General features: G+C 74.6%; 20 protein-coding genes. 10 read left to right on the top strand and 10 right to left on the bottom strand.

The genetic code is table 11. The features are described 5' to 3' along the window. Positions 1 to 94 precede the first annotated feature (94 nt). Complete coding sequence (gene manA / locus MWU57_RS12345; RefSeq protein ID WP_246909486.1) at positions 95 to 1300, top strand: mannose-6-phosphate isomerase, class I; 1206 nt, start codon at positions 95 to 97, stop codon at positions 1298 to 1300. Positions 1301 to 1303: 3 nt separating this feature from the next. Here manA and MWU57_RS12340 read toward each other — a convergent pair whose 3' ends face one another. Both MWU57_RS12340 and MWU57_RS12335 read right to left on the bottom strand, forming a co-directional pair. Further along, complete coding sequence (locus tag MWU57_RS12340) at positions 1304 to 1675, bottom strand: DUF3499 domain-containing protein (RefSeq protein WP_246909485.1); 372 nt, start codon at positions 1673 to 1675, stop codon at positions 1304 to 1306. 57 nt (positions 1676 to 1732) lie between these two features. Next, positions 1733 to 3271 (bottom strand): polysaccharide pyruvyl transferase family protein, encoded by a 1539-nt coding sequence (locus MWU57_RS12335; RefSeq protein ID WP_281495654.1) that lies wholly within the window; start codon positions 3269 to 3271, stop codon positions 1733 to 1735. Between the two features lie 160 nt (positions 3272 to 3431). On the opposite strand from MWU57_RS12335, the gene MWU57_RS12330 reads away from it, so the two are divergent. After that, on the top strand, positions 3432 to 3887 hold the full coding sequence (locus MWU57_RS12330) for a metallopeptidase family protein (RefSeq protein WP_106267776.1): 456 nt from the start codon (positions 3432 to 3434) through the stop codon (positions 3885 to 3887). A gap of 34 nt (positions 3888 to 3921) precedes the next feature. On the opposite strand, the gene MWU57_RS12325 is transcribed toward MWU57_RS12330, so the two are convergent. Genes MWU57_RS12325 through MWU57_RS18175 form a run of 3 tightly spaced genes read right to left on the bottom strand, consistent with a single transcriptional unit; the run spans position 3922 to position 9209 of the window. Beyond that, positions 3922 to 5520, bottom strand: coding sequence for a DUF5719 family protein (locus MWU57_RS12325; RefSeq protein ID WP_246909481.1), 1599 nt, complete (start codon positions 5518 to 5520; stop codon positions 3922 to 3924). Beyond that, positions 5517 to 8825 carry a glycosyltransferase gene (locus MWU57_RS12320; RefSeq protein WP_246909480.1) on the bottom strand — a complete coding sequence of 1103 codons (3309 nt, stop codon included), beginning with the start codon at positions 8823 to 8825 and terminating at the stop codon, positions 5517 to 5519. Before MWU57_RS12320 ends, MWU57_RS12325 begins: the two co-directional genes overlap by 4 nt. A 48-nt stretch (positions 8826 to 8873) precedes the next feature. Beyond that, positions 8874 to 9209, bottom strand: a complete 336-nt coding sequence (locus MWU57_RS18175) for a WhiB family transcriptional regulator (RefSeq protein ID WP_106267861.1) — start codon at positions 9207 to 9209, stop codon at positions 8874 to 8876. 173 nt (positions 9210 to 9382) lie between these two features. Between MWU57_RS18175 and MWU57_RS12310 the strand changes: the two genes are divergently transcribed. Next, positions 9383 to 10126, top strand: a complete 744-nt coding sequence (locus tag MWU57_RS12310; protein ID WP_246909479.1) for a TIGR03089 family protein — start codon at positions 9383 to 9385, stop codon at positions 10124 to 10126. Between the two features lie 4 nt (positions 10127 to 10130). Here the strand turns inward: MWU57_RS12310 and MWU57_RS12305 are convergent, their stop codons facing one another. Continuing rightward, on the bottom strand, positions 10131 to 11444 hold the full coding sequence (locus tag MWU57_RS12305; RefSeq protein ID WP_246909478.1) for a UDP-glucose/GDP-mannose dehydrogenase family protein: 1314 nt from the start codon (positions 11442 to 11444) through the stop codon (positions 10131 to 10133). A gap of 171 nt (positions 11445 to 11615) precedes the next feature. Here MWU57_RS12305 and MWU57_RS18450 point away from each other — a divergent pair, with 171 nt between their 5' ends. The 3 genes from MWU57_RS18450 (at position 11616) to MWU57_RS12290 (ending at position 16662) form a co-directional block, all read left to right on the top strand. Further along, positions 11616 to 13778, top strand: a complete 2163-nt coding sequence (locus MWU57_RS18450; protein ID WP_246909477.1) for an N-acetylmuramoyl-L-alanine amidase — start codon at positions 11616 to 11618, stop codon at positions 13776 to 13778. Between the two features lie 75 nt (positions 13779 to 13853). Then, positions 13854 to 15239 (top strand): LCP family protein, encoded by a 1386-nt coding sequence (locus MWU57_RS12295; protein ID WP_243400987.1) that lies wholly within the window; start codon positions 13854 to 13856, stop codon positions 15237 to 15239. A 4-nt stretch (positions 15240 to 15243) separates the two neighbouring features. Then, positions 15244 to 16662, top strand: a complete 1419-nt coding sequence (locus tag MWU57_RS12290; RefSeq protein ID WP_246909476.1) for an LCP family protein — start codon at positions 15244 to 15246, stop codon at positions 16660 to 16662. A 319-nt stretch (positions 16663 to 16981) separates the two neighbouring features. Here MWU57_RS12290 and purE read toward each other — a convergent pair whose 3' ends face one another. Both purE and MWU57_RS12280 read right to left on the bottom strand, forming a co-directional pair. Beyond that, positions 16982 to 17509, bottom strand: a complete 528-nt coding sequence (gene purE, locus MWU57_RS12285; protein ID WP_246909475.1) for a 5-(carboxyamino)imidazole ribonucleotide mutase — start codon at positions 17507 to 17509, stop codon at positions 16982 to 16984. Next, positions 17509 to 18732 (bottom strand): 5-(carboxyamino)imidazole ribonucleotide synthase, encoded by a 1224-nt coding sequence (locus tag MWU57_RS12280; protein WP_246909473.1) that lies wholly within the window; start codon positions 18730 to 18732, stop codon positions 17509 to 17511. The genes purE and MWU57_RS12280 overlap by 1 nt, the downstream gene beginning before the upstream one ends. Positions 18733 to 18771: 39 nt before the next feature. On the opposite strand from MWU57_RS12280, the gene MWU57_RS12275 reads away from it, so the two are divergent. Further along, complete coding sequence (locus MWU57_RS12275; RefSeq protein WP_246909470.1) at positions 18772 to 19257, top strand: GtrA family protein; 486 nt, start codon at positions 18772 to 18774, stop codon at positions 19255 to 19257. Positions 19258 to 19368: 111 nt separating this feature from the next. On the opposite strand, the gene MWU57_RS12270 is transcribed toward MWU57_RS12275, so the two are convergent. Together MWU57_RS12270 and MWU57_RS12265 are read right to left on the bottom strand one after the other, a co-directional pair. Further along, complete coding sequence (locus MWU57_RS12270; RefSeq protein ID WP_106267757.1) at positions 19369 to 20715, bottom strand: ATP-binding protein; 1347 nt, start codon at positions 20713 to 20715, stop codon at positions 19369 to 19371. 6 nt (positions 20716 to 20721) lie between these two features. Next, positions 20722 to 21408, bottom strand: coding sequence for a response regulator transcription factor (locus tag MWU57_RS12265; RefSeq protein WP_106267755.1), 687 nt, complete (start codon positions 21406 to 21408; stop codon positions 20722 to 20724). 143 nt (positions 21409 to 21551) lie between these two features. Here MWU57_RS12265 and MWU57_RS12260 point away from each other — a divergent pair, with 143 nt between their 5' ends. Genes MWU57_RS12260 through MWU57_RS12250 form a run of 3 tightly spaced genes read left to right on the top strand, consistent with a single transcriptional unit; the run spans position 21552 to position 24391 of the window. Continuing rightward, entirely contained in the window at positions 21552 to 23012 is a 1461-nt protein-coding gene (locus tag MWU57_RS12260) for a sensor histidine kinase (RefSeq protein WP_246909468.1), read from the top strand. Further along, positions 23009 to 23680, top strand: a complete 672-nt coding sequence (locus tag MWU57_RS12255; RefSeq protein ID WP_246909467.1) for a response regulator transcription factor — start codon at positions 23009 to 23011, stop codon at positions 23678 to 23680. Before MWU57_RS12260 ends, MWU57_RS12255 begins: the two co-directional genes overlap by 4 nt. 48 nt (positions 23681 to 23728) lie before the next feature. Then, entirely contained in the window at positions 23729 to 24391 is a 663-nt protein-coding gene (locus tag MWU57_RS12250) for a hypothetical protein (protein WP_246909466.1), read from the top strand. Positions 24392 to 24563 lie beyond the last annotated feature (172 nt).

The raw sequence follows: 24563 nt of genomic DNA, 5'->3' as shown, positions 1-24563 counted from the left end.
CCTACGGCGCAGCCGTGGTCATGCCGCCCGTCGAGGGGCGGCGTCGAGCACGCTTCACCCCTCCGACGCCGTGCTCCTGTGGTTGGCTGAGCCCGTGACCGCGCTGCACCCGCTCGACAACCCGCTGCGGCGCTACGACTGGGGCTCGGCCACCCGCATCCCCTCGTTGCTCGGCACGGCGGCCGACGGCCGGCCCGTGGCCGAGCTCTGGCTCGGCGCCCATCCCAGCGCGCCGAGCCGTGCGGGCGGGGTCCCGCTGGACGAGCTCGTCCGGTCCGCGCCCGACGCGATGCTCGGCCGGCGAGTCTCCGACCGGTTCGGCCCGCGGCTGCCCTTCCTGCTCAAGGTCCTCGCCGCGGACCGCGCACTGTCCCTCCAGGTACACCCCAGGCCGCACCTGGCACGTGCCGGATACAACCGGGAGAACCGGCTCGGTCTCGCGCCGGGTGCACCGGAGCGCTCGTTCCACGACGACCAGCACAAGCCCGAGATGGTCGTCGCGCTCACCGAGTTCGACGGCCTCGCCGGGTTCCGCACGCCGCGCACGGTCCTGGACCTGCTCGCAGGGCTCGACGGCCCGCTGGTCGCGCAGATGCGCGCGGCCCTGGAGGCAGACCGCTCCCCTGCCGGCGTGCGCACGGCCTTCACGCATCTCCTGGCCGCCCGCTCCTCGCAGGAGTGCCCCGACGCGGTGGCTGCCACCGTCGAGGCGGTGCGCCACCGCCTGAGGTCGGGCTCGCCGTCGGCCCGGGCGGACGCCACGGTCCTGGCGCTCGCCGACCAGCATCCGGGCGACCCCGGTGCGCTGGCCTCGCTCCTGCTCAACCGGGTCACGCTCGACCCGGGCGAAGCCCTGTTCCTGCCGCCGGGCGAGGTGCACGCGTACCTGTCGGGCCTGGCGGTCGAGGTCATGGCCTCGAGCGACAACGTGCTGCGCGCCGGGCTCACCACGAAGCGGATCGACACCGCGGCGCTGCTGGAGTGCGCGTCGTTCGTCCCGCGACCACCCGCGGTCCCGGAGCGCAGCACGTCCGGCGCGCAGCAGGGCGTGCACACCTACCGCGCACCGGTGACCGAGTTCGCGCTCACCCTCGCCGACGTCGGCGTCACCGCGGGTGCCGACCTGCCGGACTCCGGACCGCGCGTCGTGCTGTGCCTGGCCGGCCAGGTCGAGCTGCACGCCGCCGCCGTCCCGCGGCCGACCCCCCTGTCGCGGGGCTCCTCGGTGTTCGTGCCGCACGACGCGGGCGCCCTGCGGGTCTCCGGCGAGGGTCACGTCGTGTGCGCGTGGGTGCCCTGAACCTCAGTCCGGCTCGGCGCGCAGCACACGCAGGTGGCCCCGGCGGGCGGTCTCGGTGACGTTGTCCGGTTCGCCGCCCGACGGCGCCGCATCGGTCCGGCGCCCGCGCCCTGCCTCCCGCACGGCCTCCGCGAGCGCCGAGAGGTCGTCCTTCGACGGCGGTGGGACGGCGAACTCGGGCTGCAGCCGGACGACCTCCCAGCCGCGGGGCGCGGTGAGCCGTCCGGCGTGCACGGAGCACAGGTCGTAGCTGTGGGGCTCGGCGTGCTGCGCGAGGGGACCGAGCACCGCGGTGGAGTCCGCGTAGACGTAGGTGAGGGTCGCCACAGCAGCTTCCGTGCATGCCGTGCGCGAGCACTGCCTGGTCGATCTCACGCGGGGAGAATACGTGGCCAGGAGCGTCGCCCGCTCCAGGCGCGCCGGTCGCGGTCGTCAGCGAGGTGCACGAGCACTGCTGGGCGAGGCGACAGCGCGCCGGACGCGACGGAGGACGCTACGCACGGGTCGCGCGCTGCCGCTCGTCGGGGCGGGGGCGGCACGGGCCGCCTCGAGCGTGCGGCGCAGGTCAGCCCGCTGTCTCCGGAGCCGCGTGACACGCTGCTCGAGCTCGTCGCGACGCCACTTCTCCGTCATGCGCAGCTCGTCGAAGCGCTCGGTGGCCTCGAGCAGCGCGACGTTCGCCGGCGTCCAGCTCCCGGGCGAGCGGAACATCTCGATGTCGCGAAGCCCCAGGTCTGCTGGCACCGGGCTGCCCGAGCCGAGCGCCGAGACGAGGGCGTCCCACCAGCGCTCGTGCTCCACGACCCGGACGGCGCGCACGCCGTCCAGGTGCTGACGCATAGCCTGCTGGTTCTCCAGGAGCTCGCCTGCTGCGCGCTGCAGCCCCCCGTTCTTCCATGTGTCGAGGCTCACGACGTAGTCTCCGGTACCCACGTTGCGGGCCGAGTAGCGCATCCGCACCGACGAGTACATGTTCGGTGCGATCGAGACGGCCGGGACACCAGAGCGAGCGGCGAAGATCGCCGGGTGGTAGCGCGTCCCGACGACCAGCTCGGCCCCGTCCGTCAGCGCCGTCAGCTGCCGGGCGGTCGGCATGCCGGTCGGTCGGACTCGTCCGCCGGCGAGAGCCGCGATCTTCGCGTTGGACTCCTGGTCGCGCGCCGTCTCGCCGTCCGCCAACGTGCCGGCATGGGGAACGAGCAGGACGTCCAGGTCGAGCTCCTCCCCCAGGTCGCGCAGGGTTCGTGCAGCGAGCGCGTGGTAGTCGTCCTGGGAGATCAGGGTCGTCGAGGCCTTCTCGGCGAAGCTCGCGACGACGTACGGGCGTGTCGCCCACGACTCGACCGCCACGCGCTCCGTGTCCGTCGCGACGAGACCGTAGGCGTCGTCCATGGAGCGGGCGACTCGCGCAGGATCGGCTCCCATCTCGAGGACCAGCCGCTCGGTGGCCTCCTCGCGGACGCCTACCGCCACGGCACCACCGAGCATCTCCTCCAGGACCTTGCGGTCGTCATCCCGCACCAGCGGTCCGACGGTCTGGCTGGTCAGCGCGTACGGCTTGCCGAGGGCCCTGGCGACGCCGGTGAGCGCAGCCCGCTCATAGATGTGCTGAGGGAAGAAGGAGTTGAGGTTCCCGCCGCCGGCCACGAGGACCGCATCGGCGTCCCGGACGGCGTCGACGACGGCGTGCGCCGGATCGTCGGCCTTGAGCGAGCCCCGACCGCGTGCGACGTCGAGCACCGCTGCGAGCCGTCGTGCGTTGTGGCTGCGGTCCAGACTGTTGCGGAAGCCGATGCGGCGGACTGCCTCGACACCGTAGAACGCCGAGGACACCTCGGGTTCACCGGCGACGACCGTGACAGCGTCGACCCCGCGCGCCCGGAGGGCTTCCAGTGCATAGTCAGTCATCGCCTCGTCGCCCAGGTGGTACAGACTGCTCCACCCGATGTCGCCGATGAGTACCAGCCGCATCAGTTCCTCGATCCTGTTGACGATGCTCCGTCGAACGATCCCGGCTGCAGATGGCCGACAGGCGACCTGACGATGAACCGCGAAAGAACGGATGCCGAGCGGAGTGGTTGCCGGGCCCGTTGCCGAGGAGCAGCGCGCCGGTCGTGGATACGCTCGGACCGTGAGCAGCTTCGACCTGACGCCTCCGCGCGACTCCCCCGCCCCTCGTGGGCAGCGCCGTCGCGACCGTCGAGGCCGGGGCCTGCGCGGCCCGCTGCTCCCGCCGGGAGCCCCCGCCTCCCGGACCCGCGCCGAGCGGTTCGACGACCTGGTGCTGGACGCCCTCGCCCGGGTGGAGCGGTCGTGGCCGGCCGTGAGCGGCACCGAGCTCGCCGTGGAGGACGTGCCGCCGTCGGACCCGGCACCGTGGGAGTCGGGCGGCGTCCAGCTGGGCCGGCTCTTCCCCGCGGAGGCGGGCCAGCCGGCGCGGATCGTCGTCTACCGGCGGCCGGTCGAGTCGCGTGCCCTGGACGGCGAGGACCTCGCGGTCCTGGTGCACGAGGTGGTCGTGGAGCAGGTGGCGCACCTGCTGGCCCGGACGCCGGAGGAGATCGACCCCCGGTTCGGGGGCCACTGAACCGGCCGGACGCGCGACCGGGTCGAGGGCCCGGTCACCATGCGTCGATGCGACGCACCGCGACGCTGCCCGGGGCGACCACCGTGGGTGTCGGGTCGAGCGTCGCGACGAGCGCGTCCGCCGTGTCCGCGGCGTCCGCCGCCGTGAGACGGACGGACCAGGCCAGGGACGCGTCACCGGTCGCCTCGGTGTCCACGGTGACCGCGGTGACGGCACCGACGTCCGCGGCGGGGAGCTCGACCGTCCCGCCGACCGGCACCGTGACCTCCCGCTCGGCGGCGACCGCGCCGTCCTCGCCCAGGCCGCGGACAGTGGCGACCACCTCGCCGTCCGGCGCGTCGTCGGCCCCGCGGTCCGCCGGGACACCGGCGAGCACGAGGGTCGCGCCGTCGGCGCCACCGGGCAGCGCGACCTGTCCCGACGCCGGTTCGTCCGGTGCACCGACCGCCCGGCCCGCGCTCCACGCCACGTCGAACGGCGTGCCCTCGACGACGGCGTCCTCGCCCAGCGCGCCGGGCACGGCGAAGCGCGCGGCCCCGACCACGGGGACGTCGGCGTCCACGACGACGGTGTAGGCACCCGGTTCGAGGCCGCCCAACGGGACGCCGACGACGTCGCCGGCGGCCAGCGGAACCTCCTCGGCACCGCGCAGGGTCACCCGTCCGTCGGGGCCGTAGACGCGCACGTCGGCGGTGCCGGGCTCGTCGGGGGCCAGCAGCCACATGGTCGCGGCATGGTCGTCGTCCGTCGCCTCGCCGCGGCTCAGCACCCCGCTGACGGCCAGGGTCGTGGTGGGTGCGGCACCTGCCTCGACGAGGTCCGTCCCCGCCGGGACCAGCCCGTCGATGCCCTGGCTCTGCAGCGACGTCGTCACCCGTGCACCGGTGGCCCGCACGTGCACCGCGAGGCGCCGCTGCTCGGGGGCGAGGGAGTCGAGGCGCGTGACGACCTGCTCCCCCGGTGCCACGGTGAAGGCCGACTGCCCGCCCACGGCGACCCGCCCGGACGGGCCGAACACCTCGAGCGCGACCGACGCCGGACGGGGGCTGGGGTTCTGCACGGCGAGGAGCGCGCTGGCCCCGACCTCGCTGCTGCCGCCCACCAGCCAGTGGGAGGTGCTGGGCGTCGCGCAGGAAGCGGCAGCGAGCCCGCGCAGGTCCCCGGCCGTCGTCAGCGAGGCCACGGCGGCAGAGGCCCGGAGCGGGTCGACCGCCGACGGCTGGGCGCGCAGCACCCGCACCCCGTCGACCGGTCCGGACGCCACCGCGGCACCGGTGCCCTCGGTGAGGGACTCCTCCCCTGAGCCGTCGAGCGCGGTCAGGCCCGGCAGCTCGGTGGCACCGGCGACGGCCGCGCCCAGCGTGGTCCGGGTGCGTACCGGCGCGGCGTCGAACTGCTCGTCGCCGACGTCGGCACCGTCGGGGAGCCGGACCGGCGGCGGACAGACCGCCGGCAGCTCGGCGGGCTCGACGGGGACCTCGCGCGTGCCGGCGTCCAGCGCGGCCTGCGTCGCGCCGGTCCAGCGGCCCACCCACTGGTCACCGACGGCGGCGGTCGCGCCGAGCACCCCGACGACGGCGAGGCCCGAGACCACGGCCACGGTCGCGCGCCCTGCGCGCGCGAGCCGGGTCACCGGAGCCTCCGGCGGCCGACGGGGAGCGCGAGGAGCACGTAGGAGACGAGCACCAGGCCGGCCAGGGCGAACCAGGGCGGCCGGGAGGACGCCTCGTAGGCCACGGCGACGTGCCCGGCGTCACCGCCCAGCTCGAAGGCCTGGCGACCGTCCACCTCGACCGCGGTGAGCCGGCGGCCGTCCAGGGTGGCCCGCCACGGCGAGCCCGCCGTTTCCGCGAGCACGAGGACGCGGTCCTCGGAGCCCTCCTCGACCTGGTCGTCGACCGCGGTGCCGTCCGCCGCGAGGGTGCGGGTCGGCGACCCGGTGGCGCCGTCGTCGGGCAACGCGTCGAGCACCGACGCCCAACCCGGTGGCGGCGCGTCGTCGGGCCCGACCCGCCACAGGAGCACGTCGTCCTCCGTCACCCGGGCCAGCCCGGGGACCAGGTCGAGCGTGGTGACGAGCTCGGGGTCGCCGCCCGGCGGCAGCTGGACGGCGCCGACGCCCAGGGCGGCGAGCCGGGGCGCGAGGTCGGGGGCGCGGCCGACGGCCACCTGCGCGACGAGCTCGTCCAGCCCGGCGACGTCGTCGCGGGCCGGCCCGGGTGCGAGCCCTGCGTCCCGGGCCCGGACGACGACGGACGAGTCGAGCAGGCTGGAGCCGTCCGCGTGCAGCAGCGTGTAGTCGACGATGCCGTCGGCGCGGTCGAGCTGCAGCACCCGGGCGGCCCGCGGCGGGGCCTGCATCTGCTGCCCGACGGCGGGGACGACGGGATCGGCGGTGACCTGCAGGTCGGCCACGGCGGCGCCCCGCGCCTCGTCCTGCCACCACACGGCCAGACCGGCGACCGGCAGGACGAGCGCCACGGCGGCGAGCGCGCCGACCCCGATCCGCCGGGGACGGCCCTCTCCCGGGGCGGGCGTGGCCGCGAGCGCCGCGAGACCGAGGCCGAGCAGCAGCACGGACAGTCCCGCTCCGGGCCAGCCGTGGACGGCGGCACCCGCCCCTCCGGGCGTCTCACCGGAGGCGACCGTCGTCCCGGCCGCCAGGAGCGCCGCGACGAGTCCGACCACGGCGAGCGCGACGCCCAGCCGGGAGGCCACCACCCGGCGGCGCGCGAGCAGGCCGACGACCGCGAGCACGAGCACCCCGGCGCCCAGGAGCCACGGGCCGGCCGCCAGCACGAGGGCCAGCGGGCCGTCGGCCGGCACGAGTCCCGACAGCCACGGCGTCGGTGCCGTCGGGTGGCCGAGCAGCAGCATGAGCCCGTGCGGCGAGGGGGTCGGGACCGGTACCCCGGGCTCCGCGAGGAGCGGCCGCCACCCGCCGTCCGACCAGGTCGCCACGGCGTGCCACCAGAAGGGCAGCGGGACGACCACGGCCGGCAGGAGCACGAGGAGCAGGCGCCGCCAGTGCCGCCACGTGACCGCGATCGCGCCGAGGACGGCGACGCTCGCCACCGGCAGCAGGACAGGCGCCGCGCAGACGGCGACGGCGAGGAGGAGGCCGGCGGCAGCGGCGGCACCGAGCGAGCCGCGCCGGCCGGAGGGCGGGCCGACCGTGTCGCGGGCGTGGGCGCCGACGGCGCGGGCGACCGCGACGACCACCCACGGCAGGGTCAGGTGCGCGAGCAGCGCCCCGACCCGCCCGGTACCGAGGCTCTCCAGGAACCCCGGGGCGGCGGTCCAGACCAGCGCGGCGGCTGCGCGCGCCCACACGGAACGGGTCACCGTCCCGGCCGCGAACCAGCCGCCCAGCGCCGCGAGCGGCAGCGCCGCGACGATCAGGGCGTTGACGGCGACCTGGGTGCTGCCGCCGGCGACAGCGGTCAGGAGCGTGAGGACGAGCAGCAGCGGGTCGGCGGGGGCCCCGGTCCCGAGACCGTCCCGCACCCAGCCGGAGGTGGCGGCCTCGGCCGCCGTGCCGAGGTCGGCCGGCGCCGGCAGCAGCGCGCCGCCGACGACGCGGCCGCCGTCGGCCAGGACACCCTGCCAGGGGCCGAACGCGGCGGCGGCCACGGCGACGGCGGCGAGGAGGACCGTCGCGAGCGCCGTCCGACGCCGGCGGGCCAGCCCGCGCAGCTCGGTGCGCTCCAGGTCGCTCGGCTGCCAGACGACGCGCTGGGCCTCGGCGCGGGCGAGACGCGCGTCGCGGCGCTCGGCGGCCACCTGCCGCCAGCCCGCCTGGAGGGGGCGCAGGACGCGGCGCGGCTGGGTGCGCGTCCGTGCGGCACGTCGTCGTCCGCGGACCCAGGGCACCACCCGCAGGACGGTGACGACCGGGGCGAGGAGCTCGTCCCGGGCCTGTGCGGGGCGTTTGAGGGCGAGTCGGTAGGCGGCGGCGAACGGCGCCCAGACCAGCATCGCCACGGCTGCGACGGGCAGCAGCGGCAGCGGGACACCGACCAGGCGCGCGTACAGCTGGCTGCGTCGCCGCGCGTACGCGGACGCAGCGGACGCCCCGGACCCTGCGGGCCCACGGTGGCCGCGCAGGCCGCGCAGGCCGCGCAAGCCACGCAAGGACGCCTGCGCATGGTGGACGACGGCGTCGGGCACGACCACGACGCGGTGCCCGGCCAGGCGGGCACGGCGGCAGAGATCGAGGCTGTCGCCGAACCGGCCGAGCTCGGGGTCGGTGCCGCCCAGGGCGGTCCACACGCCGCGCCGCACCAGCGCGCCGGCGAGCCCCACGGCCAGGACGTCCTCGCGCGCGTCGTGCTGGCCCTGGTCGATCTCCGTGTCGTCGACACCCGTCATGCGACGCCCCAGGGGCGAGACGGTGTAGCCGACCTCGACGAGCAGCCCGGGACGCGCGGGGTCCGGCGCGGGTGCGTGCCCGTCGTCGTCGACCTGCCACCGGCGCTGCTTGCACCCCGCGACGGCGACGGCGGCCGAGTGCTCGACCGCGCGCAGCAGGCGGCCGAGGGCGTCGGGGGCGGGCACCGAGTCGTCGTGCAGGATCCACAGCCAGGTGGAGGGCGGGAGGTCGGCCACGGCGAGGGCGCGGTCGACCGCCTCACCGAGCGTCCGGGCGCCGGCGCCGCCGACGAACCGGCGCCCGCCCATGCGCAGGTCGGTGTGACCGGCCGTGGACTCGGTCGTGTCGACGTCGACGACGACGACGTCCTCCGGCGCGCGGTCCTGCGCGGCGACGGCGTCGAGCGTCGCCTGCAGGAACGGGGTCCGGCCCTGGGTGACGACCACCGTCGTGACGGTGACCGCGACCCGGCCGAACCCGGCCTGGGACGTCGCCGGGTCGAGGGCCGTGCCGTGCGGCGCGTCCTCGTCGTGCGTGGGTACCTGGGTCAGGTGCGGAGCAGTCATCCTGTCCGCCATGATGCGGCGCGCAGGGCGGACCGCGTGGGATATCCGTCAGACGGCGCGCCGCTTCAGCTTGCGACGCTCCCTCTCCGACAGCCCGCCCCAGATCCCGAACCTCTCGTCGTTCTCGAGCGCATAGTCCAGGCACTCGGCCCGGACCTCGCAGGAGGCGCAGACCTTCTTGGCCTCGCGCGTCGACCCGCCCTTCTCAGGGAAAAATGCTTCCGGGTCGGTCTGGGCGCACAGAGCTCGTTCCTGCCACCCCAGCAGGGTCGCGTCGTCCTCGACGACGTCCTGGCCGAACAGCGGCAGGACCGGTGCGACCCGGTCCGGCTCGCTCATTACGTCAGACGGGAAGACCTCGTCCCCGTCGAGCAAGTTCCACATGGCGTGCCCCTCCATGCCGTTCTGTCGGAAACTGCATACCTGGAATTACACGCGTGTCTTTCCAGGGCGTCAAGCCGAAATGTGCTAAGTCGCCAAACTGCACGGCGTGTTCACAACTGTCTGAGGTGCCCTTGAGGTGAATCCGGGGGCCTTCCGACTCGTAGGCTGACGCCGTGAGCACCCCACCGAGCACCGTCACCGACCTCCTCGACCGCCTCGTCGCCACGGGCGGTCGACCTGCTCTGACCTGGTACGGGGACGGCGGAGAACGCATCGAGCTCTCCGGGTCGGTCCTGGGCAACTGGGTCGCCAAGACCGTGAACCTGCTCGTCGAGGAGTTCGACGCCGGGCCGGGCACCGACGTCGTCGTCGACCTGCCCGTCGGCTGGCGCCAGGCGGTCTGGGCGCTGGCGGCCGCACGGTGCGGTGCGACGGTGGTGCTGCGCGACCCCGAAACGGACGGCGCGGAGACGGACGGGGCCGACGTGGTGGTGACCTCCCGGCCCGCGGACTGGGACGGGTCGACCGCCGAGCTCGTCGCCGTCGCGCTGCCGGCGCTGGCCCGCCGGTTCGACGGCGAGCTCCCGCCCGAGGCGATCGACGCCGCCGCCGCGGTCATGACCTACGGCGACGCCATCGGGTTCGACCCCGCCGCCGGTCGCCCGGCACCGCTCGCCGCGCTGCCGGGTGGACGGGCACCGGCCGGCGGTGCGGCGAGCGGTGCCGGTGACGAGGCCGCGGGGCGCACGCTCGTCCGGGGTGCAGGCTCGGTGCACGCGGTGCTCGGCGCGGCCGTCGACGTGTGGGCTCGTGGCGGTTCCGTCGTGCTCACCTCGGCCGCCACGGCCCGTGAGCTGACCGCGGACGGTGCCCGGCTCGAGCGGCTCGTCGCCTCGGAGCAGATCACCCGGGCGTGATCAGTCAGGCGCGGCCGAGCGCCCGGTAACGCCAGCCGGCCGCCTCCCAGACAGCCCGGTCCAGCGCCTGGCGGCCGTCCAGCACCGTCCGGTGGGCCACGAGCTCCCCCGTCCGCACAGGGTCGAGATCCCGGAACTGGCGCCACTCGGTGAGCAGCAGGACCACGTCGGCGCCGCGCAGCGCCTCGTCGAGGTCCTCGGTGCAGGCCAGCTGCGGCGCACGCCGACGAGCGGTGGGCACCGCCTGCGGATCGGTGACCACGACGTCGGCGCCCGCCTCGGCCAGCCGGGTCGCGACGTCCAGGGCGGGCGAGTCACGGACGTCGTCGCTCTCCGGCTTGAACGCCGCGCCCAGCACCGCCACCCGGCGGCCGGTGACCGACCCGCCGAGCACCTCGGCGGTCAGCTCGACCATCCGGGAGCGCCGCCGGTTGTTGATGCGGTCGACCTCCCCGAGGAACGCCACCGCCTCACCCGCACCCAGCTCCTCGGCACGGGCGGTGAACGCGCGGATGTCCTTGGGCAGGCAACCGCCGCCGAACCCGAGACCGGCGTTGAGGAACCGGCGCCCGATCCGTGCGTCGTGCCCGATCGCGTCCGCGAGCTGGGTCACGTCGCCACCAGCGACCTCGCACAGCTCGGCCATCGCGTTGATGAACGAGATCTTCGTGGCCAGGAACGAGTTCGCCGCGACCTTGACCAGCTCCGCCGTCGGGTAGTCCGTCACGATCCGCGGCATCCCCTCGGCGAGCGGCGCCTCGTACACCTCGTCGAGGAGACGGGTGGCCCGCTCCCCCGCCTCGCCCCCGGGCACGCCGTACACGATCCGGTCCGGGTGCAGCGTGTCGTCCACCGCGTGCCCCTCGCGCAGGAACTCCGGGTTCCACGCCAGCACGGCGCCGGGCACGGCGGCTGCGACGACCTCGGCGAGCCGCCCCGCCGTTCCCACCGGGACGGTCGACTTGCCCACCACGACGTCACCGGCGCCCAGGTGCGGCAGCAACGAGTCCACGGCTGCGTCCACGAACCGCAGGTCCGCGGCGGGCGACCCGGCGGCCTGCGGGGTGCCCACACACACGAAGTGCACCGCGCAGCCGGCGATCGCACCCACGTCCGTGCCCACCTCCAGGCGGCCGCTCCGGATGACGTCGGCGAGGAGGCCGTCGAAGCCGGGTTCGAAGAAGGGGGCCTTGCCGAGCGCCAGGGCGCCGACCTTCTCCGGATCGACGTCCACGCCGACGACGTCGTGACCCGACGCGGCGAGCGCCGCCGCATGGACGGCACCGAGATAGCCCAGCCCGATCACCGAGATCCGCATGCTCGCGAGTCTAGGCACGTGACGTGGCTCACGGGAGAGCGGTGCGGGTGGAGCCGGTGGCGGCATGATGAACAGGGCCGGAACGAACCACGCCGGTCCGACATAGAGCCCGAGACGGACCTGCCCCTTGTCGCCCTGCGCAACCAGCTGGCCGAACGTAGCGTGCGCAGTGTGAACCGTCTCACTCGCTCCAGGACCCGGTCCGCGCTCGCCACCGGGGTCGTCGGACTCCTCTCCTTCGCCCTCGTCGTCCCGCCGGGCGCCCAGGCGGCGCCCCTGGTCGAGGCAGCCCCGTCGGCCGCCTCGGCCGCTGTCGAGGCGGCCGACGAGACGGCCCCGGACCCGGCCGCCGCCGAACCCGTCGCGCCCGAGTCCGAGGAGGCGGAGTTCGTCCCGGCCGAGGAGCTCGCCGACGCGGAGGACGGCGCCGAGCCGGAGGGCGAGGACGCGACGCCGGAGGAGGACGCGACGCCGGACGAGGACGCCCCGTCCGACGAGGACGTCCCCCTGTTCGCGCCCGAGGCCGAGCCCCAGGTCGCGACCGCGGACGCGACCGGCTTCGCCGTCGTCGGGGTCACCTGGTCCGGGGACGTCAGCGAGGACTCCCTGGTGGTCGAGGTGCGCACCAGCATCGACCCCGAGGCTCCGGCCGACGGAGACGCCGGCTGGGACGCGTGGCAGGCGGTGGAGGCCGAGCCGTCGCCGGACGGCACCCTGGACGGCACCGAACCGCTCGTCGTCGGCGACGTCGCCCGCGTCCAGGCGCGCGTCTCCGGCACCGAGCCGGTCCGCGACCTGAAGCTCACCGTCGTCGACCCGGGCACCTCCCCGGCCGACGACGACGTGCCCACCCCGCCGGAGGGCACGTCGCCCGGCGGGGCGTCCGTCGCCGCGGCGAGCGCGGTGACCACCCGCCCGTCGATCAACTCGCGCCGGGCGTGGGGCGCCGACGAGTCCATCATGTCGTGGACGCCGCGGCAGGGCTCGATCCGCGGGGCCGCCATCCACCACACCGCGGGCACGAACAACTACTCGCGGGACGACGTGCCGCGCATCATCCGCGGGATCTACGCCTACCACGCCCAGACGCGCGACTGGGGAGACATCGGGTACAACTTCCTGGTCGACAAGTTCGGCCGCGTGTGGGAAGGCCGCTCGGGCGGCGTCACCCGGCAGACCATCGGCGGGCACGCCATCGGCTACAACACCAACTCGACCGGCATCTCCGTGCTCGGCAACTACGAGACCGCCACCGTCTCGAACTCCGCCGTGAGCGCCGTCGTCGGCCTCGCCGCCTGGAAGCTCTCGCTGCACGGCGTCCCCGCCAGCGGCTCGACGACGATCAACGGCACGCGGGAGCAGCGCATCTTCGGGCACCGCGACGTCGCGTCGACGGCGTGCCCCGGGCGCACCCTCTACGCGAAGATGAGCGAGATCCGCCGCCGAGCGACCGCCGCGCAGGAGCGGGCGGCCGCCGAGCAGGCCCAGGGCAGCATCGCCGACGGCACCTTCGTCCAGAACCCCGGCGGCAAGGTCGCCCTCGTGGAGAACGGGCGCAAGCACCTGGCGTACTGCTCCGTCGTGCAGGACTACGGCGAACGGTGCGGCAGCGTGCGGAAGGTCAACAGCTCGACCTGGAGCGGACTCGTCAAGAGCAGCCGGCTGCAACGCACCGTCCGCAGCGACGGCCGTCTGTTCTGGGTCGGTCGCGGGACCAAGCGCGAGGTGTTCGACACCGCCTCGCTCCGCCGTGCCGGCAAGTCCTCGCCGAGCGTGTCGCTGCACCCGGACGCGCTGAGCAGGCTGCCCTACGGCAACCCGATCGTGCGACCCGGCGTGATCGTCACCAACCGCAGCAACGGCAACGACCGGCTGATCATCAACGGGCGCAAGCACAGCGGGCGGGTCGGCAACTACCTGCAGCGGAACACCCCGCTCGGCAACCTCGACCGCGGCTACCTGGACAGCTCGAGCATGGCCCGGCTGCCACGCGTCACCAAGACGACCGGCGTCGTCGAGGGCAAGGGTGGCCGTTCGTACCTCCTGACCACGCGCGGCCTGGCCCGGACCGACGGGACCGGCGGCTTCCGGTCGTCGACGAAGAGCCAGGACTGGCGCAAGGCCCTCAAGGCCGAGGTCCCCCAGGCCGGGGGCTGGACCCGCGTCGTCGCCGTGCGGCAGAACGGCAAGGGCCAGATCTACATCCTGCGCGACGGCGTCCTGCGTCCCGTGTCGAAGGCCCGAGCCCGTCAGATCAACGGCGGCAGCATGCCGAGGGTCCACGTGATCCTCAAGGTCACCCGGAAGCAGTTCCCGGTGGGCTCGCAGCTCTGACCGTCACAGTTCCTCTACGGCATCGGTCCCGGGAGACCGCAGCACCGACGCCGTAGGCATCTATGCTCACCTATCGTGAACCACACGCCTGCCCGCCACGTCGCTCCCCGGGACGAGCCGTCCCGCGGGCCGGCGCACGCCCGGACGCTGCGGCGGCACTCGCTGACGCGCGTCGTCGGGATGGTGGCGACCGCGGCCGTCGCCTTCGCGGGTGTCGGAGCCGCGACGGCCGCCGTCAAGCTCACCGGGAACATCCAGACCGTCGACGCCGACGCCGCGCTGGGGACCGACCGCCCCGAGGTCGTCGCGCCCGAGGACCCGTCCGCGGGAGCGCCGCTCAACATCTTGCTGCTCGGCTCCGACTCCCGCGGCGGTGCGAACGCGAAGGCCGCCGACGACGGCACCGAGGGCGCCCGGTCCGACACCACGATGATCATGCACATCTCGGCCGACCGCGCTCGCGTCGAGCTGATGTCCATCCCGCGCGACACGACGATCGACGTCCCCGCGTGCCCCACGTCGTCGGGCGGCGAGACGGCACCGTTGTACGGGACGAAGTTCAACGCGGCCTTCGCCCAGGGTGTGCTGACCGGGGGCGACGTCGAGTCGGGCGCGCTGTGCACGATGAAGACGATCGAGACCGTCTCCGACGTCCGCATGGACGGGTTCATCGTCGTGGACTTCGCCGGGTTCGAGAAGATGATCGAGGCGCTCGACGGGGTCGAGATGTGCATCCCGAACGACATCTCCTCCAAGAAGGCGGACAACCTCGTGCTCTCCGCGGGCATGCAGACGCTCGACGGCGAGACGGCGCTGAAGTACGCCCGTGCCCGCACCGGCGAGGGGCTGGGCGACGGCTCCGACATCGGCCGGATCGGCCGTCAGCAGGAGCTCATGGCGGCGCTCGCGCGGACCGTCCTCGGCCAGAACCTGCTCACCGACTCGCCGAAGCTCCTGCAGTTCCTCGGAGCCGTGACGGGCTCGCTGACGATGAGCAGCAACCTCGGTTCGATCCAGGGACTCGCCGGGCTGGCGTACAGCGCCCGTGGCCTGCGACCTGACACGATCGCCTTCATGACGGTCCCGTGGCAGTACGACCCGTCGAACCCCAACAACGTGGTGCTCACGGACGAGGCGACGACGGTGTTCGACAACCTCAGGCACGACCGTCCGCTGAGTGACGTGATCGCCGAGGAGAAGTCCTCGGACGACGGCGCCGACGGGGACGGCACGACGAGCGAGGGCGGCTCGGCGGGCGGCTCGGAGGACGACGCCGCGACCGAGGGCGGCGCGGAGGAAGACACGACGGAGGGGTCCACGGCCGACGCGTCCGACGAGGCGGCAGCCGACGGCGGCGAGGACGCCGCCACGGACACGGAGCCCGAGCCGAAGCCCACCGAGACCCGTGAGGCGGGCGCGGAGGCCTTCACCGGCGCCGACGTCACCTCGGTCTGCGGGTGATCGCATGACGGACGAGCGACGCATCCCCCCGAGCTTCACGCCCACCGGCGGCCACAGCTCCCGTCCCCAGCAGACCGGTGACGCCATCTCCGTCGGCGGCTCGGCGTCCGGCGGGCCGCGCGCCGGCGGTCGTGTCGGGCGCCGGGACGACGCCGTGCCCCTGGAGTCACGCGAGCCCCGTGTCCGGCGGCAGTCGTCCCGCGAGATCCCAGTGACGCCGAAGGCACCGCAGCGGCGGTCCGCGGCACCGGCCCGGCAGCCGCAGTCGTACGCTCCCGCCGTCGGCAGCTCACGGCCGAGGGTCTCGCGGGCGGCACAGCCGCCCGCTGCCCAGCCGCCCGCCGGAGCGTCGGGGACCCGCGTCATGCCCACCGGGACGCGCCAGGCCTCACCCGCCGCACGGCCCGCCCCGGCACGGGGCGACGGCGGTGGACCCACCGGCCGCGGGCCGACGCGCCCGGACCAGAAGGGCCCGGGCGGGTTCCGCGTGCGCAAGGGACGCGTCGCCGGGCTCGCGTTCCTGCTCGTCCTGGTGCTGCTCCTCGCCTGGCCGATCGGGTTGATCGTCTGGGCGAACGGGCAGATCCAGCACACCGACGCGCTGTCGGACGCCGAGGGGACCCCGGGCACGACGTACCTGCTCGCCGGCTCCGACGCCCGCGGGTCGGGCGGGGTGAACGACAGCACGTCAGGGGCGCGCACCGACACGATCATGGTGCTGCACAAGCCCCGGAGCGGCCCGACCGCGCTCATCTCCATCCCGCGCGACACGTACGTCGAGATCCCCGGCGAGGGCATGAACAAGGTGAATGCCGCCTACGCGTGGGGCGGGGCGCCCCTGCTGGTCCAGACCGTCGAGGGTCTCACCGGGCTCACCATGGACCACTACGCCGAGGTGGGCTTCGGCAGCCTCGAGGAGATCGTGGACGCGGTGGGTGGCGTCGAGCTGTGCCTCGACTACGACGTCGACGACCCGAAGTCGGAGCTCGTCTGGGAGGCGGGGTGCCACCAGGCCGACGGCGCGACCGCGCTCGCGTTCTCCCGCATGCGCTACTCGGACCCCAAGGGCGACATCGGGCGGGCCGAGCGCCAGCAGCAGGTGATCGCCGGCATCGCCGACACCGCCGTCCAACCGAGCGTGCTGCTCAACCCGATCGACCAGGTGCAGCTCGTCGGCGCCGGGACGGACGCCCTGGTCGTGGACCAGAAGACCGGCCTGATCGACCTCGGCCGGCTGGCACTCGCCTTCAAGGGCGCGACCGGGCCGGAGGGTGTCACGGGCACACCGCCCATCGCCGACCCCGGCTACAACCCGGGCAACGGCGTCGGCTCGACGGTCCTCCTCACCGAGGACGTCGACACCTTCTGGGCCGACCTCCGGGACGGCAACCTGGAGCCCGGCTCGACGGTCGGCGGCCTCTGACCCGAGCCGCCTCTCCCCGCCGAGGTAGTGCGCCACCCGCCGAGGTAGTAGCGCTCGGCGCGAGGTAGTGGCGCCCGTCGCGAGGTAGTGCCCGACGGCGTAGGGCAGGCCCGGGCGGGAACGCCGAAGCCGGGTGTCGGGTCCCGTGCACGGTCGTCAGTCCCGAAGTGGAGGGCGCCCTGCGCCCGTGAACGCGACCGTGCGCGGGACCCGCCACCCGGCGGAACCCCACCGCGCCACTACCTCGACCCGCGAGGTACTACCTCGCGCAACGCAGCGCTACCTCGCGCAACCCGGTACTACCTCGGCGCGAGCGCTACTACCTCGCGGTGGTGCGGCGGGTCTCGCGCAGGCGCTCGCCCTTGGCGTGCGCGACGTCGCGGAGCTCGGCCTGGAACGCCACCATCCGCTCCCGCAACGCCAGCGAATCCGGGTCGGTGCCCGCCCCGAGGATCTGCGCCGCGAGCAGACCCGCGTTGCGGGCGCCGCCGATCGACACCGTGGCGACCGGCACGCCCGCCGGCATCTGCACGATCGACAGCAGGGAGTCCATCCCGTCCAGGTGCTTGAGCGGCACGGGGACCCCGATCACCGGCAGGGGCGTGACGGCAGCCAGCATCCCCGGCAGGTGCGCCGCTCCCCCGGCACCGGCGACGATCACGCGCAGCCCGCGGTCGGCGGCCGCACGGCCGTAGTCGATCATCTCGGTCGGCATCCGGTGCGCGGAGACGACGTCCACTTCGCTCGGCACGCCGAGCTCGTCCAGCGCCTCGGCCGCGGCCTGCATGACGGGCCAGTCGGAGTCCGACCCCATGACGATCCCGACGACGGGCTTGTTCTCGCTCATCAGCTCTCCTCGATCTCCTCGCCGCGCAGCAGGGCGGCGGCGCCACGCGCCCGACGGCGGACCTCGTCCAGGTCGTCACCGCTCACGTTGACGTGGCCCAGCTTGCGGCCCGGGCGGATGCCCTTGCCGTACAGGTTGACCCGTGCCTCCGGGAACCGCGCGCCGACCTGCGGCAGCGCGTCCGTGAGGTTGTCGAGGGCGGATCCGAGCACGTTCGCCATGACGGTCCACCGGGCGGTCGGGGTGGTGGCGCCGAGCGGCAGGTCGAGCACCGCTCGCAGATGCTGCTCGAACTGGCTGGTCGTGGCGCCGTCGATGGTCCAGTGCCCCGAGTTGTGCGGACGCATGGCGAGCTCGTTGACGAGCACCTCGCTGCGGCCGCCCGCTCCGGGGACCTCGAACATCTCCACGGCGAGCACACCGGTGACGTCGAGCCCCTCGGCCACCTGGACCGCCACCTGGCGAGCACGCTCGGCGAGCTCCGGGTCCAGCCCGGGGGCGGGGGCGACCACCTCGGCGCAGACGCCGTCGCGCTGGATCGACTCCACGACGGGCCACGTCCGCACCTCGCCGGACGGCCGCCGCGCGACGAGCACCGCCAGCTCTCGAGTGAAGGGCACCTTCTCCTCGACGAGGAGCTCGGGGCCGCCCGCGACGTGAGCGGCGACCCAGTCGTCGACCTCGGTGGCTGTGGTCACCACGCGCACACCCTTGCCGTCGTAGCCGCCGCGGGCGGTCTTGACCACGGCCTCGCTGCCCGGGGCCTCCCCGAGGAAGGCCTCCAGCGCGGATCGCGCCGCCGCTGGTTCGGTGGGCAGCGCCGCCCAGCGCGGGCACGGCACCCCGAGGTCGGTGAGCCGACGTCGCATCACGATCTTGTCCTGCGCCTGCACCAGGGCACCGGGCCCCGGACGCACCGGGGTGCCGCCGTCGACCAGGTCGGCGAGCAGCGCGTTCGGGACGTGCTCGTGCTCGAAGGTCAGCACGTCCGCCGGCGGCCGCCCGTCCGCGGGAACCACGAGTTCACGGATCGCTGCCTCGTCGGACGCGGCACCGACCGGGGCGTCGACGACCACCTGTGCCGCGGCCGTCTCGGGGTCCTCGACGAGCACCCGCAGGTGCACGCCGAGCTCCGCGGCGGGCGGGGCCATCATGCGAGCGAGCTGGCCGCCACCGACGACGGCGACCACGGGCGGGACGGGAGCACTGGCGGGGGATGTCACGGACGTCGAGGATACCGGCCGGCCGATAGGGTGGCCCGCATGTCTCGCGCCCCGGCCGCAGCCGCCCCCGCCCCGCAGCGGTGGCCCGCACGCACGGTGCTCGAGCTGTGGGCGCGGCGCATCGAGCTGCTGCGGTTCGGCTCGGTGGGTGCGCTCGCCTTCGTCGTGGACCTGGCCGTGTTCAACCTGATGCTGCACGGGCCTGTCGACGTGCTCGCGCACAAGCCGATCACCGTGCGGATCATCGCGGCGGCCGTCGCGACCCTGGTGGCCTGGGTCGGCAACCGGTACTGGACGTTCGCCGACCGTCGGACCCGGCGACGCGGTCGTGAGCTGCTGGAGTTCGCCGCGGTGAACGTCGGCGGTCTCGCGATCTCGGCCGGCTGCCTCGCTGTGTCCCGCTACGTGCTGGGCCTGGACTCGGCGCTGGCGGACAACGTCGCGGCGAACGGCGTCGGCCTGGTGCTGAGCACGGTCTTCCGGTACGTGATGTACCGCACGGTGGTCTTCCGGGGAACGGACTGACCCACCGTCCGCTGCGCTCCGGGTCAGCCCTCGTGTCATCGCTCGGCCGACCCTGCACTCCGCGCCCGGCGCGCCCTCGTCCCTCGGCCCCACCGTCCGCTGCGCTCCGGGTCAGCCTTCGTGGTGGTGGAGCCAGCCGCGGCGGCGTCCGCGCGACGAGATCGTCGTCCCGGGCGGGAGCACGACGCTCGGGTCGAGCGTGCGCGGCACGCCCGCGAGGAAGATGCGGAACACCGGCGGGCGGCGCTGCGCCAGCTCGAGGCGACCGCCGTCGGCGGCGACCAGGTCGCGGGCCAGCGCGAGCCCGAGGCCCGTGCTGCCGCCCGTCGTCGTGCCGCGCTCGAAGATCCGCGGGGCGATGTCGTCCGGCACGCCGGGGCCCTCGTCGGAGACCTCGAGCGCCACGGCACCCTTGGGGCCCGACGGCTTGGAGCGCACGGTCGTGGTGCCGGCGCCGTACTTCAGCGAGTTCTCCAGCAGCGTGGCGATCACCTGCGCGAGCGCACCGGGGGTCGCCAGGACCCGGTGCTCGCCCGGGACGTCGACGACCAGCACGCGCCCCGCCGTCCGGAACGTCTCGGCCCACTCCTCCTCCTGCTGGCGGACGACGTCGATCACCGTCACCGCCTCGGTGGTGCCGCCCTGCGACCGCCGGGACGTGGAGAGCAGGTCGTCCACCACGGTGACCAGCCGCTCCACCTGCTCGAGGGAGACCCGGGCCTCCTCGACGACGTCGTCGTCGTCGCTGGTCAGCATGATCTCCTCCAGCCGCATCGTCAGGGCGGTCAGCGGCGTGCGCAGCTGGTGGGACGCGTCCTGCGCGAACTGCCGCTCCGACGCCAGGCGGCCGGCCAGCCGGTCGGCGCTGCGCGCGAGCTCGGCGGCCACGAGGTCGATCTCCTCGACGCCGGACGGCTCGAGGCTCGGACGCACCTGACCGGAGCCCAGCTGCTCGGCGGACGCCGCGAGGTACACGAGCGGCGCGGAGAGACGGTTCGCCTGCCACACCGCCATGGCCACGCCGGCCGCGATCGCCACGACGCCGGCGACCACCACCAGCGCGACGGTCTGCGCGGCCTTGATGTAGGCGCCCCACGCGGAGACCTCGATCGACACCGACGCACGCTCGTCGGTGGTCTGCGCCGCCTTGAAGATCGTCGGTTCGCGCAGCTCGTCACCGTACTCGAGCAGCTCGCCGTCGGGCAGGCTGACGGTCACACGCGCCGGGAGGTCGCCGGAGCGCCCCTCGGCCGCGCGCAGGAGCTGCTCCTCGCTGGGGCTCTCCCCCTGCGCCTGGACCCGATCGACGGTGCGGACGAACGCGTCGAGCCGGTCCGAGACGCGGCGCTCCTCGTTCGCGACGACGTACTGTGCCCCGAAGAAGCCCAGCGGCACGCCGAGCAGGACCACTGCGACGGCGACCGCGGAGATCGTCGCCAGCAGGACGCGACGGCGCACCGGAGGTCAGGCCTGCTGACCGAGCTCGAACCGGAAGCCGAGGCCCCGGACCGTGGAGACGTAGCGCGGGGAGTTCGCGTCGTCGCCGAGCTTGCGGCGCAGCCAGGAGACGTGCATGTCGAGCGTCTTGGTCGACCCGACCGGGTCCGAGCCCCAGACGTCGCGCATCAGGGTGTCGCGCACGACGACGGAGCCCGCGTTGCCGACCAGCACCCGCAGCAGGTCGAACTCCTTGGTGGTCAGGTGCAGCTCCCGCTCGCCCTGGAAGGCACGGTGCGCGGCGACGTCGACGCGCACGTCCTGGGCGCGCAGCTCCTCGTCCTCGGCCGTCTCGCCGTGGGTGCGGCGCAGCAGCGCCCGGACCCGCGCGAGCAGCTCGGCCAGCCGGAACGGCTTGGTCACGTAGTCGTCGGCGCCGGCGTCCAGACCCACCACGAGGTCGACCTCGTCGGCGCGGGCGGTGAGCACCAGGATCGGCGTGCTGAGCCCGCGACCGCGGATCTCACGAGCGACGTCGAGCCCGTCGATGTCCGGCAGGCCGAGGTCCAGGACGACGATGTCCGCGTCCCCGGCGTTGTCGATGGCTCCTTGACCAGTTCCTTGCACGACGACGTCGTAACCCTCACGCGTGAGAGCCCGCGCCAAAGGCTCGGCAATCGCCGGGTCGTCCTCGGCCAGCAGTACGTGGGTCATTCCCTCATGCTAGCGGCAATATGCCTGGTCCCGGCACGTCGCGACACGGCCGTCCGATCATCCTGAGGTGGCATGTCGACCGGCCGGCGAGTCCCACCACGGGCTGACGCGCAGGAGCCCTCGACCTGCCTAGGGTGGCGAGCATGGGCTGGTCAGCACGCGTGAGCACGTGGTTCGAGCGCCACCGCTTCATCGTGGACGCCACCGGCACGGCGTTCTTCGCGCTCTTCGTCGCCGGCACGGCCGCGGCGTGGGACGGCTCCGGTGCCCGGACCGTCCCCGTGACCCTGTGGTCCCTGGCCACCATCGCCCCGCTGGCCTGGCGGCGCACCCATCCGGTGGCGTCGGCGGTCGCCGTCTACGCCGTGGCCCTCGCGCACCTGCTCACCGGGCATCCCCTGCTGCTCCCCGGGGACATCGCCGTCCTCGCCGCGCTGTGGGCCGTCACCGTGTACGGCCCGGGCTGGGCGCACGTCACGGCGATCATCTCGACGATCGTGGGGTCGTTCCTCATCGGTCCGGTCGTGGCGCTGCAGGCGCAGAGCACGGCGCTCCTCTCCCAGCTCGTCGGCGTCAGCATGTTCTGCGCCGTGATCGGCCTCGCCGTCTGGGCGCTCGCGCTCGTGCGCCGCCAACGCCGCGTCACCCTCGACGCGTTGCGCGACCGTGCCGAGCGTCTTGAGCTCGAGCGCGACCAGCAGACCCAGATCGCCACCGCCGCGGAGCGCGCACGCATCGCGCGGGAGATGCACGACATCGTGGCGCACTCCCTGTCGATCATCGTGGCCCAGGCCGACGGCGGCCGGTACGCCGCGGCCAACGACCCCGGGGCCGCCGTGCGTTCCCTCGGCGTCATCTCCGAGACCGGCCGGGCGGCGCTCGCCGACATGCGCCGGCTGCTCGGGGTCCTGCGGGAGGACGACGGCGCGTCCGGCCCCTCGGCCGCCTGGCAGGAAGGCGGCGGGGTCACGGCCGGCCACGGCACGCGCCCCACGGCGCCCGGGCAGGCACGGCGCGCGGACGGCAGCGCCACCGGCGACAGCGCGGCCCGGGCGGGCGACGCCTCCGCCGCCACGGTGCTGCCCGGGCGGGCGCCGTCGTCGGGCACCGCGCCCCTCGCCCCGCAACCCGACGACGCCGACCTGACGACCCTCGTGGCGCAGGCGCGCGACGCCGGCACGCGCGTCTCGCTGGTGCGCGTCGGTGTCGCGCGACGCCTGCCGCCCGGAGCGGGACTGACGTTGCACCGCGTCACGCAGGAGGCGCTGAGCAACGTGCGCAAGCACGCGGGACCCGACCCGCGCGTCACCGTGGTGCTGCGCTGGGAGGCCGAGTCCGTCACGGTCGAGGTCTCCGACGACGGTCGGGGCGCGGCGGCCGGTGACGGCGAGGCCGGGTACGGGCTGCTCGGGATGCGCGAGCGCGCCGCGATGTTCGGCGGCTCGGTGACGGCCGGCCCGCGCCCCGGCGGCGGCTGGCGGGTACGGTTCACGATGCCCGTGCCCGCCGCGACACCGCCGACGACCTCCGCGTCCGCGGGACCGGCCGCGTCCCCCGCACCGCCGGAACGTCTCGGCACCCCTGACGACAAGGAGCCCGCATGAGCGACGTCGTGAAGGTCGCGCTCGTCGACGACCAGCAGCTCGTACGCGCCGGTTTCCGGATGGTCATCGACTCCCAGCCCGACCTCGCCGTGGCGGTCGAGGCCTCCGACGGCGCGCAGGCCCTGCGCCTCCTCGCCGACCACCCCGTCGACGTCGTCCTCATGGACGTGCGCATGCCCACCATGGACGGCCTCACGGCGACCGGGCGGCTGACCGCACGACCGGACGCACCACGCGTCGTCGTGCTGACGACCTTCGACCTCGACGAGTACGTCCTCGAGGCGATCCGGGCCGGGGCCTCCGGGTTCCTGCTCAAGGACGCCCCGCCCGAGGAGATGCTCGCCGCGATCCGCACGGTGCACCGCGGCGACGCCGTCATCGCGCCGTCGTCCACGCGCCGGCTGCTGGAGCACCTCGTCACCGCCCTGCCGACGACGACGGACGGTCCGGCGCACCAGGCGCTCGGCGAGCTCACCGAGCGCGAGCGCGAGGTGCTGGTCCTCATGGCGCGCGGACGGTCCAACACCGAGATCGCCGCCGAGCTGTTCGTGGCCGAGGCCACGGTCAAGACGCACGTGGGCCGGGTCCTGGCCAAGCTCGACGCCCGCGACCGCGTGCAGGCCGTGGTCACCGCCTACGAGACCGGGCTGGTGCGGCCAGGTTCCTAGGCTCCGGGTTCGACTCCACCCTGGTGACGGTCCCACTACCCTGGGGCGGTGCTCCCCGACGCCTCCGCCTCCCCCGGGACCACGCAGGAGGCGGCCGAGGACCGGTGGCAGCGACGGCTCGCCGTCCCCGTGCTCGTCGCGGCGCTGGTGTCGGTCCCCGCCGTGTGGCTCACGCTCCTGGCAGAGCCGTACGCGACGGTCGGCACCGCCGTCAGCCTCCTGACCGGCGCGGTGCTCCTGGGCGAGACGGTCGTGCTGTTCGTCGTCTCGGACGACAAACGCCGGTGGGTGCGCAGGAACAGGTGGCTGGTGATCGTCACGGCCGCGATCGTGGTCTCCGTGGTGCTCGCCGTCGGGCCCACGCAGCTCCTGCGCCTGGTGCGCGCCGTCGGAGCGCTGCGGGTCCTGCGCGCACGCCACATCGTCCGCGCGGGTCGGCGGCTGATGGGCAACGCCTCCCTGGACTCGCGCTGGGAACGCGTGGCGACGGGGACGGTGGTGGCTGTCGTCGCGGCATTCGTCGCCGTCGTGCTGGCAGACCCCACCTCGCGCAGCCGCCTCCTGATCGAGGACCTGATCGGCGCGCCCGCCTCCGTGTGGGCCGTGGTCGTCGCTGGTGCGCTCCTGGCCGGTGCGGTGTTCGTGCTGACCAGGTACCGGCCGCGACGCGACGACCCGCGGGTCGAGCTGGAGACCTCGACCCGACCCTGAGTCCGCCGACCTGTCAGACTCCGGCGCGCGCATACCGCGACCACGTTCTGACAGGTCCGAGGACCGCCGCCCATCTGCGCGCGGGTCGGGTGAGCGGTCCCCGGTGCGCCACCACGACGGTGCCGCTGAGAGCCCGCCAGCGCAGGGCGCGCAGATGGCACGCCATGTGGTC

The sequence above is a fragment of the Isoptericola sp. S6320L genome, from assembly GCF_023015685.1.
Taxonomy (GTDB): Bacteria; Actinomycetota; Actinomycetes; order Actinomycetales; family Cellulomonadaceae; genus Isoptericola; species Isoptericola halotolerans_A.
The sequence above is the reverse complement of the archived record's forward strand: the minus strand, read 5'-3'. Positions and strand labels throughout refer to the sequence as shown.

What these genes read in the sequence shown, in the direction of transcription:
- MWU57_RS12335 (WP_281495654.1), bottom strand. Translation starts at nt 3,271, where the DNA reads ATGCGGCTGGTACTCATCGGCGACATCGGGTGGAGCAGTCTGTACCAC.
- MWU57_RS12320 (WP_246909480.1), bottom strand. Translation starts at nt 8,825, where the DNA reads ATGACTGCTCCGCACCTGACCCAGGTACCCACGCACGACGAGGACGCG.
- MWU57_RS18175 (WP_106267861.1), bottom strand. Translation starts at nt 9,209, where the DNA reads ATGTGGAACTTGCTCGACGGGGACGAGGTCTTCCCGTCTGACGTAATG.
- MWU57_RS12305 (WP_246909478.1), bottom strand. Translation starts at nt 11,444, where the DNA reads ATGCGGATCTCGGTGATCGGGCTGGGCTATCTCGGTGCCGTCCATGCG.
- MWU57_RS12290 (WP_246909476.1), top strand. Translation starts at nt 15,244, where the DNA reads ATGACGGACGAGCGACGCATCCCCCCGAGCTTCACGCCCACCGGCGGC.
- purE (WP_246909475.1), bottom strand. Translation starts at nt 17,509, where the DNA reads ATGAGCGAGAACAAGCCCGTCGTCGGGATCGTCATGGGGTCGGACTCC.
- MWU57_RS12275 (WP_246909470.1), top strand. Translation starts at nt 18,772, where the DNA reads ATGTCTCGCGCCCCGGCCGCAGCCGCCCCCGCCCCGCAGCGGTGGCCC.
- MWU57_RS12265 (WP_106267755.1), bottom strand. Translation starts at nt 21,408, where the DNA reads ATGACCCACGTACTGCTGGCCGAGGACGACCCGGCGATTGCCGAGCCT.
- MWU57_RS12260 (WP_246909468.1), top strand. Translation starts at nt 21,552, where the DNA reads ATGGGCTGGTCAGCACGCGTGAGCACGTGGTTCGAGCGCCACCGCTTC.
- MWU57_RS12255 (WP_246909467.1), top strand. Translation starts at nt 23,009, where the DNA reads ATGAGCGACGTCGTGAAGGTCGCGCTCGTCGACGACCAGCAGCTCGTA.